This is a genomic window from Variovorax boronicumulans (assembly GCF_030812215.1).
GTDB lineage: Bacteria > Pseudomonadota > Gammaproteobacteria > Burkholderiales > Burkholderiaceae_C > Variovorax > Variovorax boronicumulans_C.
The window spans coordinates 231,327-246,297 of record NZ_JAUSSG010000007.1 but is presented as its reverse complement, the minus strand read 5'-3'; the positions used below and the strand labels follow the sequence as shown (position 1 = coordinate 246,297).

At 66.2% G+C, this 14,971-nt stretch carries 14 protein-coding genes; 7 read left to right on the top strand and 7 right to left on the bottom strand.

From position 1 onward, the window contains the following. Positions 1-124 precede the first annotated feature (124 nt). From J2W23_RS19875 to J2W23_RS19850, 6 genes are all read right to left on the bottom strand, one after another. Positions 125-700 carry a DUF2239 family protein gene (locus J2W23_RS19875; RefSeq protein WP_176657465.1) on the bottom strand — a complete coding sequence of 192 codons (576 nt, stop codon included), beginning with the start codon at positions 698-700 and terminating at the stop codon, positions 125-127. A 65-nt stretch (positions 701-765) separates the two neighbouring features. Beyond that, positions 766-1,206, bottom strand: a complete 441-nt coding sequence (locus J2W23_RS19870) for an AsnC family transcriptional regulator (RefSeq protein ID WP_307649956.1) — start codon at positions 1,204-1,206, stop codon at positions 766-768. Further along, the gene (locus tag J2W23_RS19865; protein ID WP_176657463.1) at positions 1,203-1,565 is read right to left on the bottom strand and encodes a GIY-YIG nuclease family protein; all 363 of its coding nucleotides are present in this window, start codon (positions 1,563-1,565) and stop codon (positions 1,203-1,205) included. Before J2W23_RS19865 ends, J2W23_RS19870 begins: the two co-directional genes overlap by 4 nt. A gap of 119 nt (positions 1,566-1,684) precedes the next feature. Continuing rightward, positions 1,685-2,008, bottom strand: a complete 324-nt coding sequence (locus J2W23_RS19860; protein WP_176657462.1) for a hypothetical protein — start codon at positions 2,006-2,008, stop codon at positions 1,685-1,687. A gap of 16 nt (positions 2,009-2,024) precedes the next feature. Continuing rightward, positions 2,025-2,942 carry a hypothetical protein gene (locus J2W23_RS19855; protein ID WP_307649955.1) on the bottom strand — a complete coding sequence of 306 codons (918 nt, stop codon included), beginning with the start codon at positions 2,940-2,942 and terminating at the stop codon, positions 2,025-2,027. 77 nt (positions 2,943-3,019) lie between these two features. Continuing rightward, positions 3,020-3,709 carry a hypothetical protein gene (locus tag J2W23_RS19850; protein ID WP_176657460.1) on the bottom strand — a complete coding sequence of 230 codons (690 nt, stop codon included), beginning with the start codon at positions 3,707-3,709 and terminating at the stop codon, positions 3,020-3,022. A gap of 383 nt (positions 3,710-4,092) precedes the next feature. On the opposite strand from J2W23_RS19850, the gene J2W23_RS19845 reads away from it, so the two are divergent. The 7 genes from J2W23_RS19845 (at position 4,093) to J2W23_RS19815 (ending at position 13,761) form a co-directional block, all read left to right on the top strand. After that, on the top strand, positions 4,093-4,887 hold the full coding sequence (locus J2W23_RS19845) for a response regulator transcription factor (RefSeq protein ID WP_176657459.1): 795 nt from the start codon (positions 4,093-4,095) through the stop codon (positions 4,885-4,887). A gap of 43 nt (positions 4,888-4,930) precedes the next feature. Next, the gene (locus tag J2W23_RS19840) at positions 4,931-5,905 is read left to right on the top strand and encodes a sensor histidine kinase (protein WP_307649954.1); all 975 of its coding nucleotides are present in this window, start codon (positions 4,931-4,933) and stop codon (positions 5,903-5,905) included. A 79-nt stretch (positions 5,906-5,984) separates the two neighbouring features. Beyond that, a complete protein-coding gene (locus tag J2W23_RS19835; RefSeq protein WP_307649952.1) occupies positions 5,985-8,360 on the top strand; it encodes a Tex family protein in 2,376 nt (791 codons plus the stop codon). 34 nt (positions 8,361-8,394) lie between these two features. Beyond that, a complete protein-coding gene (locus J2W23_RS19830) occupies positions 8,395-9,468 on the top strand; it encodes a phospholipase (RefSeq protein WP_307649951.1) in 1,074 nt (357 codons plus the stop codon). A 125-nt stretch (positions 9,469-9,593) separates the two neighbouring features. Next, entirely contained in the window at positions 9,594-11,009 is a 1,416-nt protein-coding gene (locus J2W23_RS19825; protein WP_307649949.1) for a right-handed parallel beta-helix repeat-containing protein, read from the top strand. 115 nt (positions 11,010-11,124) lie between these two features. After that, positions 11,125-12,114, top strand: coding sequence for a tripartite tricarboxylate transporter substrate binding protein (locus J2W23_RS19820; protein ID WP_307649948.1), 990 nt, complete (start codon positions 11,125-11,127; stop codon positions 12,112-12,114). A 168-nt stretch (positions 12,115-12,282) separates the two neighbouring features. Continuing rightward, positions 12,283-13,761 (top strand): tannase/feruloyl esterase family alpha/beta hydrolase, encoded by a 1,479-nt coding sequence (locus J2W23_RS19815; protein ID WP_307649947.1) that lies wholly within the window; start codon positions 12,283-12,285, stop codon positions 13,759-13,761. A 60-nt stretch (positions 13,762-13,821) separates the two neighbouring features. Here the strand turns inward: J2W23_RS19815 and J2W23_RS19810 are convergent, their stop codons facing one another. Continuing rightward, positions 13,822-14,958, bottom strand: coding sequence for an iron-containing alcohol dehydrogenase (locus tag J2W23_RS19810; RefSeq protein WP_176657448.1), 1,137 nt, complete (start codon positions 14,956-14,958; stop codon positions 13,822-13,824). Between the last annotated feature and the right edge of the window lie 13 nt (positions 14,959-14,971).

Below are 14,971 nucleotides of genomic sequence, written 5' to 3'. Positions count from 1 at the left end.
GGGCGGGCGGCGCCGACGGGCGCCACAGGCACGCCTTTGAGGCCGCTCGGGCCGGTTGCGGGGGGCGTTGGATTTGCGGGAGTCGCTGTCGAGGTTGAGGTCGTCGAAGTCGCGGGGGGGGCGCTCATGCAGGGGTGCTCCAGCCGGCGGCTGACAGTTTTTGGAGATGGGTGCGCAGGTCCGCGGGCCAGGCGTCGATGAGGCCCTCGAAGCGGTTGCGCTCGCCGGCGAACAGCGCGCGCGTGGCTTCCTCGAAGCCGGGCAGGGCGCCGGCGATCGCGGTCATGAAGCGGTAGGTGGATTCGCGCGAGGCGCGCACGGCGTCGCGGTCGGCGTTGACGCGGCTCGCTTCCTGCACCAGCCGCCGCAGTGCGACCGAGGCACCGCCGGGCTGGCGGTTGAGCCAGTCCCAGTGACGCGGCAGCAGCGTGACTTCGCGTGCGACCACGCCCAGCTTCGGGCGGCCCACGCCGCGCGGCGCGTCGTCATGGGCTTCGGCGCTGGTCGCGTGCGGCACGACACCGGACTGGTTGTGCACGTCGAAGTCGAGCGACTCGCCGGTCTGCGCGTCGAAGATGAGGTAGGGCGTGTCGTCCTTGCGTTCGCGCAATTGGGCGAGCACTTCGGCCGTGCTTCCTTCGGCGATGCGCTTGAAGCCGGCGAAGACGATCAGGTGGATGGGTTGCGTATCGGATGGCATGTCGAATGGGGTGCTTTTTCTTCCGGTCCGTTCGAGTGAGGTGCGTAATCTACTCGTTCACACCTTCAGGCGTTCGGTGTGTCGTCGAGGCAAAGCGCAAGGAGCGCGGCACGGATGGGCGGCAGGCTTTCGGGGGCCAGCGATTTCACCGCATCGGCGCAGATCGCTTCGACGGTCGTGACCGCAGCCTGCATCAGTTGTCGGCCGCCCGGGCGGATGGCTGCGTGGCGGCGGGGGTCTCCATTCGCGCCGGCCGTGCGTTCGGCCAGTCCTGTTTTTTCGAGCAGGACCATTTTGCGAAGCAGCGCCGACATCGGCAACCCCAAGGCGCGCGAAAGCCCGGACATCGCCATGCGGCCGCCTTCGGCGCGCAGCAGCAGATGGAGCAGCCTGAAGTCTTCGTAGTCCAGCCCGTGGAAGGCGCCCAGGTTTTCCTGGAGCTCCAGGTTCAGGCTGGCATGGGCACGGCTGATGGCGAGGCAGAAATCCAGCGCATCGGCGCTCATGGCGTGTTGTAGCCCTTGTCGCCGGTGCACTGGAGTTCTTCGCGCCAAAGGTCGAGCAGCTTCTCGAGTTCGGCGGCGCGGTCGAAGGCCGGGTCGTCGCGCTCCTTCACGCGGTCGATCACCTCGAAGCTGAAGTGCTCGGCGCCGTGCGCGATCCAGTCGCGCACCAGCGCCTTGTTGCGGTGCGAACGCAGGCCCAGTTCGAAGCGGGCCCGGTTCATCGCGCCTTCGACGTCGAGGCTGCCGGCCAGGTAGACGCGGCCGTTGAGCGTGTTGCGGATGACGAAGATGCCCGCGGGGAGCACCGTTTCCTTGTATTTCCTGACGAGGGCGCGCCGCGTCTCCTGGGGCATGTTCATGCCGCAGATATTACCCGGGTGAAATACAAAAGACAATATAACCCGGGTAAAAATGAGGCCGCACGGCAAAACGCGGCCGGGTGACCCGGCCGCGCTTGCTATGGCTCCATCAGGCCCTGCTACTTCCGCGCCGGCCGGAAGAACAGGTATTCGCCGCGCCCCAGTTCGGGCGTGACCTCGTAGCCCGAGCACAGCTCGTTGGCGCACTGGATCACGACCACGCGCGGCCAGATGGTCGCCGACGTCGGATAGCCGGGCAGGTACTGCGGCACGTGCCACACGCCGAGGTCGCCGACCGGCTCGGCGTTGTCGGTGCCGCTGGCGTTCTGCAGGCCGCTGCCGAAGGTCACCCGTTCGATGCGCAGGTTGGGAACGACAGGCCCCGCGGAGGCCGTGGCGACGCAACAAGCCGCGATCCAGAGGAGGAGTACGGTCCTGGTCATCATGGGCTCCGGGCTGTCATTGCGGAACGGCTGCCGCTTGCGGAGCCGCCGCGATCTCGCCGATGGGCTCGACGGCCACCATGCCGGCCGGCTCGACCGGCATCGTCACCGCCGCCTGGTGCGGTTCTTCCTGCGGGGGCTGCACCGGAGCTGCCGCTGCCTGCGGCGCGGGCGTCGCCTCGACGAGGGGTGCCTGCGGCAATGGCAGCGGGGTCGGCGTGGACGTCGACGTGGGCGGGGGCACCGAAGCCACCGGCGGCGCGATGACCACCGCCTGCGGCGGCTGCATCGGCTGCACCGACACGGCGACGGGCTGCACGGCCGGCATGGGAGGCGTCATGGCCGCGACCGGGCGCCCGGTCACCTGCGCCGCGGCGTTCGCCGGCGATGCATAGGGCCCGAACGCGCTCACCCGCTCCTCGGCGGTCATGGACTGCGGACATTTCGTGCCGGTCATCTCCAGCGCCGCCATCGCGGCCGAATCCATGCAGTCCATGGCGAGCGACGCCGCCTTCATGCCCTTGTTCCAGAGCTCGCGGCTCATCTTCAGGCGCTTGCAGTGCTCGTCCGTCCAGGTGGTTCCGAAGCTGATGCCGACGCCCGGGCCATTCGCACTGGCGCTCGTGCTGCCCATGCAGGTGTCGTTGCTGGTGGTCAGGTTGGGCCCGTTGACCGACGGCACGTTCTTGACCGTGTAGCTACCCCGGTAGTCGACAGTGCTCGTGGTGGCGCCGGTGTTGTTGATGTTCTGGTTGCTGCTCAGCGTCGAGCGGGTCTCGGCCGGGGCGCTGCTGTTGAAGTTGACGGCCTGGGTGTTGCCCTGTGCCGACGTGGTGGCCGAACTCGATGACTGGTTGTTGGCGCCGCCCGCCGTGGTCTGCGCAAAGGCGCCCGCGGACAAGCCCATCAAGGTCAGGACAATCAGTTTTTTCATGTTCTCACTCCTTTGAAAGCCAGGGGAGGGGGCGTGCCCCTCCCCATTTCTGGTCCAACAACCGTGGCATGCCCCGTTCAGGGAGCCGATGCGGTTGCACCGGCGCCTGCGCCACCGCTGGTGCCGCCACCGTTGCTGAAGCCGCCGGCATTGCCGATCGAGAAGTTGGTCACGCCGAAGGAGCCGCCGGTCGAGCCCGCCGTCGCCGAGGTGGTCGTGCCGTTGACGATGCCGTTGACGGCGCCCGACGAGGCGCTGTAGCCCGAGGTCGTGCCCGAGGTGCGCGTCACCACGGCCAGGCCGCCGCCAGGGCCAGCTGCCGTGCCGGCCGTGTTGTTGGTGGCAGAGGTCGCGCCGCCGCCTGCGGAGCCGCTCACGGCGTTGGGGCCGCCTGCGGAGTAGTTCGCGCTGGCGCTCGAACCTGCATTGGCCGAGGCATTTGCACCGCCGATGGCAGCGCCGTTGCCGGTCGTTGCGGCCACGCTGGTCACGCGGCCCTGCGTGGTTGCCGAGCCGCTGGCTGTTGCACCACCGACACGCAGACCCGGGATGCTGATCGCGCCGCCGGCTGCATTGGCGGTGGCCGACGAGCTGGAGTTGGCTGCGTTGTAGCTGAGTGCGCTGCCCGTGCCGGAACTTGCTGCCACCGAGCCGGCCGAGCTGGAAGAGCCGGTGGTCGTGTTGGTGACGGCCAGGGCTGTGGTGCTGGTCGCAGAGGCCACGCCTGCAAGCAGGACCACGGCTGCCGTGATGAGAGTCTTCTTCATGATGATGCTTCCTCGATAGTGTTGAAACGAACCTGGTTGCCGGCGAATCCGGTCAACCAGCCAACGGTCAGCGAGCCGGGATTGAATGTTTCCGTTGCGACCGGGATGCAGTTTCAGCGTCGGGGAGGGATCGAAAAATGCCCTGTGGTGGGTAGTGCAAGGCTATGGCGAAAGCTATGGACAAGCGTGGTTCGGACGCCCTGCCGAAGGGCTTGTTTCCGCATGGTGAGGCTCGTTACTTCTACGCCTTTAGTACACACTTGGCCCCGACTGCAACAGGATGAAACCAAAGTAATCAAAAAAGCGCTTGGGCAAAATTTGAGTAGAAATGAATTAACTTTTGCTCACGAACAAGCGGTAGTTTTTGTCACGAGGGGCTAGAAATGGAAAATGAGCTTGACATTTCATTGACGGAAGTTGGTTCTGGTGGTAGGGGGTTTTCAAACCCCGGACAGTTCGGCGGGCTGCTCGCACCCTCCGCCGATACGCTCCCCTGGCCCGACTACCTGACCGGACAACAGACCAAGCCGGTGCGTGTCGTGCTGGTCGATGACGACCCCTTCGTGAGACGCGTCATTGCGCAGGAACTGCTGGGCGATCTGCGCATACAGCTCGAAGGCCAGGCCGGGAGCCTGCGCGAAGGCCGGCGTCTCCTGATGCAACACGAATTCGACGTGCTCATGGTCGACATCCGCCTGGGAGACGGGAGCGGCTTCGAGCTGATCGAGGAGGCCAAGAAGCACCGCAGTGCGGCGGAGATCATCGTCATCTCTGCCATCGAGGACGAACCCCAGGTGCTGCACGCCTTCGAGCTGGGCGCCTCCGGTTTCCTGGTGAAGAACGCGTGGTTCCAGAGCTATGCGCAAGCCGTGCTGCAGGTGGTCAACGGGGGCGCCGCCATCACGCCCCGGCTCGCACGCCGCCTGCTCGTTCACCTGGACCACCAGCGCAGCAACCAGAGTCCGGTGCGCCCGCCCGAGACCAAGGCCGCGCTGTCCGCAAGGGAGCGCGAAGTGTTGCGACTTGTAGCCACAGGGTATGTGACAGAAGAGATCGCGCTGCAGCTCACCATCAGCGCCCAGACGGTCAATGCCCACGTGAAGAACATCTACCGCAAGCTGCACGCGCACACCCGCGCCCAGGCAGTGAGCTTCGCCTCGCACCGGGGACTGCTCTGACACGGTTGCAACGAACAACGGTCCGCAACGGGTCGATACGATCATGTGGTCCTCGGTGCCCCAGCTGCCGCACTACCTGGAAGACCAGTTCGTGTGGCTCTCGATCGCCGCGTGGTCCGCGCTGCTCGCCTGGCTCTGGCCCCGCGCCTCGCGCCGCCGGATGCTGCTGTGGGCCACGTTGGCCGGCGCGCTGCACCTCACGCCGGTGACCGGGCAGGTGCTGCGGGCCACCTCGGCGATGTCGGTGGAGGTCAGCGACATCCCGCTCGCGTTCTGGGCGCTGCAGGGCGTCAACGCAGCCGTGCTCGGAATGATCGTGAGCATCTGGTATCTCTCGCGCCGCCGCGTCGTGCGCTTCCGGCAGGTGCAGGCGGTGCTGGCCGAGCGGCGCCGCATTGCCAGCGACCTGCACGACGGCGTCGGCTCCCGGCTGACGGCGCTCCTGGCCAGCCAGGACCCGCGCGCGGCCGAACCCAGTGAGCTGGCGAAGGCGCTGCAGGCCTGCCTGCTGGAACTGCAGATGACCGTGGACTCCCTGGACGACGAAGCCTCGGCCACCATCGTCGAGCGGCTGGCGCACCTGCGCTATCGGCTGCAGCCGGCGTTCGACCGGCTGGGCATCGGCCTCGCATGGCATGTGCAGGACGTGCCGCTCGCCCGCGCGCTGCCCGCCGAATCCGCGATGCAGATCTGCCGCATCGCACAAGAGGCCCTGTCGAATGTGCTGCGCCATTCCCACGCGAGCAGCGTCGAGGTGCGCTTCGGCCCGCTGGGACGCGCGCGCGGCTTCATGCTCGAGGTGCAGGACAACGGCCGCGGCCTCCAGGCATCGGCGCCCATGCCGCTGGAGCAACTGGGCAAGGGGCTTCGCAGCATGCGTGCGCGGGCCGATGCGCTCGGCGGCGAACTGGCCGTCATGGACGCCGAGCCGCACGGGCTGCGCGTGCGGCTTGTGCTGTCGGACGCCGAAGCCGCGCCGGCCGCCAGCGCCGGGCCGGAAACCGCGAGCAGCCTGTAACAACGCGCGGGGCGCTGCCGCCGGCGCCCGTCCGCGCCTATGGCAAACTCCCGCGCTTTGCCAGGGATGCGCTCAAGACATGCAGAAAATCATTCGCCAGCTCGCCACTGAAATCAAGGTCGGCGAGCACCAGGTGAAGGCCGCCGTCGAACTGCTCGACGAAGGCGCCACGGTTCCATTCATCGCCCGGTACCGCAAGGAAGTGACCGGCGGCCTCGACGACATCCAGCTGCGCGAACTCGAAGCCCGTCTTTCCTACCTGCGCGAACTCGAGGACCGCCGCGTGGCGGTGCTCAAGGCCATCGACGAGCAGGGCAAGCTCACCCCCCAGTTGCGCGCTGCGATCGAATTCGCGCCCACCAAGCAGGAACTGGAAGACCTGTACCTGCCGTTCAAGCAGAAGCGTCGCACCAAGGGCCAGATCGCCCGCGAATTCGGCATCGAGCCGCTGGCCGACAAGCTGCTGGCCGACCCGACGCTCGACCCGGCCGTCGAAGCCAAGGCCTTCCTGCAGCCCGCCACCACGCTGGACGACGGCAAGCCGGGCCCCGATTTCTCCACCGTGCCGCTCGTGCTCGACGGCGTGCGCGACATTCTTTCCGAGCGCTGGGCCGAAGACGCAGGCCTCGTGCAGGGCCTGCGCGAATGGCTCTGGGCCGAGGGCCTGCTCAAGTCCAGCCTCATGGCCGGCAAGGACGAGAACAACGCCGACATCGCCAAGTTCCGCGACTACTTCGCGTACGACGAGCCCATCGGCCGCGTGCCCTCGCACCGTGCGTTGGCCGTGTTCCGCGGCCGCGCGCTCGACATCCTCGATGCCAAGCTGGTGCTGCCGGTGGAGCCCGAGCCGGGCAAGCCCAGCCTTGCCGAAGGCAAGATCGCGCTGCACCTCGGTTGGAGCCACGCCGGCCGCCCGGCCGACGACCTGCTGCGCAAGTGCGTGGCCTGGACCTGGCGGGTGAAGCTGGCGCTGTCCACCGAGCGGGACCTGTTCACCCGCCTGCGCGAAGAGGCAGAGAAGGTCGCCATCAAGGTGTTTGCCGACAACCTGCGCGACCTGCTCCTGGCCGCACCCGCCGGCCCGCGCGTCGTGATGGGCCTGGACCCCGGCATCCGCACCGGCGTGAAGGTCGCCGTGGTCGACTCCACCGGCAAGCTGGTCGAGACGGCCACCGTGTTCCCGCACGAGCCGCGCAAGGACTGGGAAGGTTCGCTGCACACCCTCGGCAAGCTCTGCGCCAAGCACGGCGTGAACCTCATCGCCATCGGCAACGGCACCGCCAGCCGCGAGACCGACAAACTGGCCGCCGACCTCATCAAGCTGCTGGCCAAGATGGCCGCGCAGGCCGGCGCGCCCGAGATGACGGTGGACAAGGTCGTGGTCAGCGAGGCGGGCGCCTCCGTGTACTCCGCCAGCGAATTCGCCTCGCAGGAAATGCCCGATGTGGACGTGAGCCTGCGCGGCGCCGCCTCCATCGCGCGCCGCCTGCAGGACCCGCTGGCCGAGCTCGTGAAGATCGACCCCAAGAGCATCGGCGTGGGCCAGTACCAGCACGACGTGAACCAGAGCGAACTCGCGCGCACCTTGCAAGCGGTGGTCGAAGACTGCGTGAACTCGGTGGGCGTGGACCTCAACACCGCGAGCGTGCCGCTCCTGAGCCGCGTCTCGGGCCTGTCGGCGAGCGTCGCCAAGGCCGTGGTGCGCTGGCGCGAATCGAACGGCGCGTTCTCCACTCGCAAGCAGTTGCTCGACGTGACCGGCTTCGGCCCCAAGGCCTTCGAGCAGAGCGCCGGGTTCCTGCGCATCCGCGGCGGCGCCGACCCGCTGGACATCACCGGCGTGCACCCGGAAACCTATCCGCTGGTCGAACAGATCATCGTGAAGACCGGCAAGCCCATCGCCGAGCTGATGGGCCGCGCCGAGATGCTCAAGACCCTGAAGCCCGAGCTTTTCGCCAACGAGAAATTCGGCGTCATCACGGTCAAGGACATCCTGGGCGAACTCGAGAAACCCGGCCGCGACCCGCGCCCCGACTTCAAGGTGGCGCGCTTCAACGACGGCGTGGACGACATCAAGGACCTGGTCGAGGGCATGATCCTCGAAGGCACCGTGAGCAACGTCGCCCAGTTCGGCGCCTTTGTCGACCTCGGCGTCCACCAGGACGGCCTGGTGCACGTGAGCCAGCTGAGCCACAAGTTCGTGAACGATGCGCGCGAGGTCGTGAAGACCGGCGACATCGTCAAGGTCAAGGTGATGGAAGTGGACGTGGCGCGCAAGCGCATCGGTTTGTCGATGAAGCTCGATGCGGCGCCCGCGCGCCGCGACGGGCCGCGCGACAACCGCTTCGAAGGGGCGGGGCGGGGCCAGCAGCAACAAGGCCGGCGCGACAACTCGCCGCAGCCGGCGGGGCAGATGGCCAGCGCGTTCGCCAAGCTGCAGGGGTTGCGCAAGTAAACCGCGCTGCACGGTTCTTGCTGACGCACCCGGCATGAAGGCTCTCCGCATCTACGCCGGCCCCGCGGCCCGCAAGCACATCGAGCAGCACGGCCTGAATCCCGGGGACGTCCGCACCATCCCTGGTGCGGCGGGCGGCCCCAAAGGCCTGATCCTCGGGCCGCTCGACCGCTTCATCTTCGGCCGCTGGCTCACGCAGTCGAGCCAGCAAGTGCACCTGGTGGGCGCGTCGATCGGCGCATGGCGGCTCTCGACGGCTTGCCTGTCGGACCCGGAGGCCGCCTTCCAGCGCTTCGAGCGCGACTACGTGCGCCAGCAGTTCGAAGTGCCGCCGGGCCAGAAGCGGTTGAGCCCGCACCAGCTCAGCGAGCGCTTTGCCGAAAGCCTGGTCGACTTCTACGGCGGACGCATCGGCGAGGTGCTGAGCCACCCGCGCTACCGGCTGCACGTGGTGACCTCGCGCGGACGCCACATCCTCGGGCGCGAGGGCAGGGCGCGCACGCCGTTCGGCTACCTGGGCGCCTTCGCGACCAACAGCCTGCACCGCAAGGGGCTGGGCGCGTGGCTGGAGCGCTGCGTGTTCTCCACGCCGGGCGCGTCGCTGCCTTTCGGCACCAAGGATTTCCGTACGCGCCAGCATGCGTTGAGCGAGGCCAACTTCAACATGGTGCTCCAGGCCTCGTGCTCCATTCCGTTCCTGCTCGCGGCGGTGCACGACATTCCGGGCGCGCCGCGCGGCGCGTACTGGGACGGCGGCATCACCGACTATCACCTGCACCTGGACTACCAGCCGGCCGACGAAGGCATCGTGCTGTACCCGCACTTCCAGAAAGCCGTGGTGCCGGGCTGGCTCGACAAGGGCTTGCGTTGGCGCCACAAGGCCAGCGGCTATCTGGACCGCATGGTGGTGCTCGCGCCCGATCCCGAGTGGGTGAAGTCGCTGCCCAACGGCAAGCTGCCGGACCGCAAGGATTTCATCCATTTCCAGAACGACGCGCAGGCGCGCATCTCGGCTTGGGGCAAGGCGACGCGAGAGGCCGATCGGCTCTCGGACGAGCTGCAGGAATGGCTGGCGCGCGGCAGCGCCGCAGAGATACTCTCCCTCTGAGACCGCACCCCGGCCTCCGCGTCCGCAACGGCGCACGGCGTCCAAAAATCACTCGAATCCATTCATAGGGAGCATTTATGGGAAATCTCTTCTCTCGCCTTGCACGGCAAGCATTGGGGGCATTCATGGCCCTGGGCCTCTGGAGCGGTGCCAATGCCGCCACCTGCGATATCGGGAGCCTGGCTACGCTGGCCTCCTGTCTTCAATATCAAAGCTCCTACGACACCTTCAGGTTCACCGCCAATCTGGTGTGCGGGGTGAACGGCGCGAACGATTGCTGCGCGGCGGGAGGTAGCCCATTGATGGACGTGAATGCACTTCAGAACAAGGTTTTCGACGGCAACGGCTTCCGATTGACGCGCCTCACGCAACAGAAGGCCTGTCCCGCGATCCGCATCTCGAACCAAGCCTCCAACATCCAGCTGTCGCGCCTCGTCATCGACGAGAACGGTGCGGTGCCTCCGTGCAGCCCCAACGACAAATGCCCGCCGACCATCGATGTCGCCCGTTCATCCGACATCCGCCTGGACGATGTCCACGTGCACGAAGGCAAAGCCTATGTGGTCAATGTCTGGGGCGTGAACGGCTTCAGCTTCCTGAATTCCTCTGTGTCCAATGCCGGGATCATCGGCCTCTACATCGGGCATGCGCTGTACGAGAACAGCAGCAGGATCCAGGTGCGGAATTCGGTGTTCGCCGCCGCCCGAACCAATGGCCTCGCGATCGAAGGCGCAGGGGGCACGACGCCCGGCGACAACGTCATTGCCAACAACGTCTTCAACCGCAACCACTACAACGGCCTGTGGCCCGACGGACGTGGCGGAATCACGACCGGTGGCCAGATGTACCTGGTTCGCGCAAGCAACCTGAGCGTTGTCAACAACGTGTTCGGCGATGGCCGCTGCTTCAATTGCTCCAGCCTCGAGGTGTCGGCTGTCGAACTCGGAACTGCCAACGCAAGCGACGGCGTGACCCTGTCCAACATCCAGCTCTCGGGCAACTACATCTACAACCATCCTGGCGTGGGCTTCTACCTGAATCAAGGCTCGGCAATCGACACCTCGTTGCAGGTCAACGGGAACGTGGCGCGCGGCGTCGGCACGTTCACGAATCTCTCTTCATCCAACACGGGAAGCAACGTCAGCGGCGATGCAGCGATCACGCTGGCCCATGGCGGCATCAACGACTACGAAATCCAGCGGCTGTCGGGTGCCTTCCACTACGAGAGCTCGTGGCCTATGCCGAACACGGTCAAAGAGGCGACGATCGCGCTCAGCCTCTCGCCGCGCCCGGGCGCCAGAAGCGCGCCTATCTATCGCTGCGTGCAGTCGACGGTCGCGCAGAACGACTTCATCAGCCTGGATGCGAACTGCGAAGGCCAGGTCCTGCACTCCATCCTGGGCTATTCGTTCGAGCAGGGGTTTCCAGCATCGCAACGCTTCTACCGATGCCGCGTGGGCAGCGACCATTTCGTGAGCTGGGACCCAGCGTGCGAGGGCCAGGTCGTCGACGGACCGCTGGGTTACGGCGTGCCGCGCTGACCTCGATGACGACCCGCGGACCGATCGGGCCGGACAAACCCTGACGGGCGTGGCTGGCGGCGCTTCGAGAATGGTTCGATCCATTCAGAAGCCACAAGGAAAGAGACAAGCCGCCATGCCCCATCCCCAGCCTCCCACGCTGACACGCCGCCGATTCGCGCTCGCCGCCGCCGCATCGAGCCTCGCCGTTCCCGCCTTCGCGCAGACCGCGTGGCCCAGCAAGCCGATCCGCATCGTCGTGCCCTACACGCCGGGCGGCTTCACCGACCAGATGGCGCGGCTCGTGCAGATCGGCCTGCAGACGCGCCTCGGCCAGCCGGTGCTCATCGACAACAAGCCCGGCGCCAACAGCCTGATCGGCGTCGATGCCATCGCCAAGGCCCCGGCCGACGGCACGACCTTCGGCGTCGTCATCGCCGCATATGCGGCCAACACCACGCTGTACCCGAAGCTGCCCTACGACCCGCAGAAGGACCTGTCAGGCGTGTCGCTGATGGGCATTTCGCCGCTGCTGGCCGCGGTGAACGTCAACGCGCCGTTCAAGACCGCGCGCGAGCTCATCGACTACGCGCGCGCCAACCCGGGCAAGGTGAGCTTCGGCTCCTCGGGCAACGGATCGGCCGCGCACCTGACGACCGAGCTGTGGAAGTCGCTCACGCAGACCTACATGATCCACATCCCTTACCGCGGCGCGGTGCCCGCGCTGACGGACCTGATGGGCGGGCAGATCCAGCTGTTCTTCGACGCGCCCACCGGCCTGATCAACCAGGCCAAGGCCGGCAAGGTGCGGCTGATCGGCGTGGCGGGCGACAAGCGCCTGGCGGCCGCGCCCGACGTGCCGACCTTCATCGAGCAGGGTTTCGCGGGCTTCACCGGCAGCACCTGGGCCGGCATGCTGGCGCCGGCGGGCACGCCGCGCGATGTGGTCAAGCGCATGTCGGAAGAGGTGGCGCGGATCATCAAGAGCGAGGAAACGCGCGCCAAGCTCGACGCGATGGGCACGATTCCGGCGGGCAGCACGCCCGAGGAGTTCGATGCGTTCATCACCGCGGAGACCGCCAAGTGGGGCAAGGTCATCCGCACGGCAGGGGTGAAGGCGGAATAACGCACTTGCGCGGCGTGCACTGAAGGTCATTCGAATGGCGCCGCAGGGATAGTGCGGGCCATTGCCAGGCGATTGAGAATTTCACGGCCTCGAAAGAAGGCACGGCGTCATCCAAAAACAATTGGACGGCGCCCGTGAATATTCAATTCAATCAAATGGAGACAAATCTTGACCAAGACGGAAAACAATGGGTCTATTGGAATTGGGCAATGGCGGCTTTCGCGATTGCACAGATCAATTTTCGTGTTAATGACCTTCGGTGGATTGTTTTCATTGGTGCATGCGGCCAGCGATATTTCCGGCACCCTCATCTGGACATGTTCCAATCAGCTCAATGGCACGGCGTACGGCGATGGTGTACTCAATGACTTCCGCAGCACGAAATTTCCTTCGCCAAAAACCGGAGGATTCAAGATCACATCGGTGGAGCAGGTCTGGCTTGCATTTCCTTCCTATTGCCTGATCAAGGGAGCAATTCAGCCCACGTCCCCTGGCGGAATTGATCCTGCCGTCAAGGCGCCCGATTACCGAGTGCCCGATATCAATTACCAGGTCTATATCCCATCGCAATGGAATGGAAAATTCGCCCAACTCGGCGGTGGCGGATTTGCCTGGAGCGCCGACGTCGTGGCGGCGGGCCTGCAGGCCAACCAGCAGTTCTCGCCCTCGAGCCAGGGGGCGGCGTTGTCGAATTACGCGGTCGTTCTGAGCGACGCGGGCGCTGGTGAATCGTCGAAAGCGTTCGATCCGCAGTTCGTGCGCCCCGGCAAGCAGCTGAGCGACGTGCCCAGGCAGGAGGCGGTGAAGAATTTCGGGCAGGATTCCATCAAGAAATCCCTCGATGTCGGCTTGTACCTGGTGAAAAAGCTGACGAAGGCGACGCCCACCGACACCTATTTCGTCGGCATTTCCACCGGCGGCAGGCAGGCATTGAAAGCCATTGCGAACTGGCCCGACGCCTACGACGGCGTTATTGCGGGTGCGCCGCCCGTCGACGAAACCAATCTGCTCAAGACACTGGAAGTGCCGGCGGCGGTCAACGATTGGGTGGTCAACTGGAACAGCGGCGCCGCCATGCTCACCAGCCTGTTCGGCCAGGATGTGTCGGAGCAGACCTTGAGCAATGGACTGGGTGCAACGTCCCGGCATCTGGCGGACGTCGCCATCGAATCGGGTGCGGATTACGACGGCTACAACCGGCTGCTGGATGCGCTGGCGCCAGTGTGGAATGTCAAGCCGGGTGATCTTGCCAACTTCTTCGATGCCGCAGCAAGCCAGAAGAGGGCAGGCAAGAAAGGCAAGAAGATCATCATCTACCAGGGGACCTCGGACTTCCTGGTGCCTTGCACCCAGGCCGGCGAGTTCGTCAGCAAGCTATCGAGGAAAGCGACGGCGAGTGAGGTCAACAATTCCGTGCGCGCCTACTTTGTCGAGGACTACAGCCACGGCTTCTACAACACCAATTCGCTGTTGAAGCGAATCGGATTGAGCCCACTGCAACTGAATTGGAGCGCGGTTGCCGATCTCGACAAATGGGTGCACGACGCCAATGCCTTGGCCGGCGCGCCGTCGCTTGCCAGGAATGCCTCCGGCGGCATTCCCGGAGATCAGGAATTGAACGCGTGGAAGTGCCTCGCGCCCCATTGACGCCAGGCTTGCCCTTGCGGCCATGACGGCCGCACGGCAAGCGCCGGTCCCCATGCCTCCTTACATCGACGCTTCGAGCATCGCCTTGTAGTCGTCGCGCGAAGCGAGCCGCGGATTGGTCTTGTGGCAATGGTCGGCCATTGCGCCGTCGATGATCTTCTCGAACAGCGCGGGCGTGACGCCCACTTCGGCCAGGCCCTTGGGCAGGCCGAGGCGTGCGTTCATGTCGCGGATCGCATCGCCCAGGTCGCCGGCCGAATCGAGGTGCATGGCCTGCGCCATGCGCTGCAGGCGCCGTTCCTTCTGCACCGACTCGGCACCCGCGTTGAAGTGGATCACCGCCGGCAGGAAGAGGGCGTTGAGCGTGCCGTGGTGCAGGCGCGGATCGACGCCGCCCAGGCTGTGGCTGAGCGAATGCACGCAGCCCAGGCCCTTCTGGAAGGCCATCGCGCCTTGCATCGAGGCGCTCATGAGGTTCAGGCGCGCCTCGCGGTCGCTGCCGTCCTTGGTGGCGCGCTCGATGTGCAGCCAGGCGCGCTCCAGGCCGTCCAGGCCGATGCCGTCGGCCGGCGGATTGAATGCGGCCGACATGAAGGTCTCCATGCAGTGCGCAATGGCGTCCATGCCGGTGGCGGCGGTGAGCTTGGGCGGCAAGCCGAGCGTGAGTTCGGGGTCGCAGATCGCTGCCTTGGGCATCAGGAACCAGCTGTGGAAGCCGAGCTTGCGGTGGTCGTCGACGATGACGATCGCGCCGCGCGCCACTTCGCTGCCGGTGCCGCTGGTGGTGGGCACCGCGATCAGCGGCACCGCGCGGTCGGTGATCTTCGGCGAGCCGCCTTCGATAGTCGCGTAGGTCTTGAGCGGGCCTTCGTGCGTGGCGGCAATCGCCACGCCCTTGGCGCAGTCGATGGCCGAGCCGCCGCCCACGGCGATGAGGCCGTCGCAGCGGCCGCTGCGGTAGAGCTCGACGGCCGCGCGCACGGCGGCCTCGGTGGGGTTGGAAGGGGTCTGGTCGAACACCGAGACCTCCAGGTCGGCGATGGCGTCGAGCGCCTTCTGCAGCACGCCGGCCGCGCGCACGCCGGCGTCGGTCACGATCAGCGGGCGGTGGATGCCGATGCGCGCGCATTCGCTGGACAAGAGCTTGATCGCGCCGAATTCGAACTGGATCTGGGTGAGGTACTGGATGAGTGCCATGGGATCGTGGGAC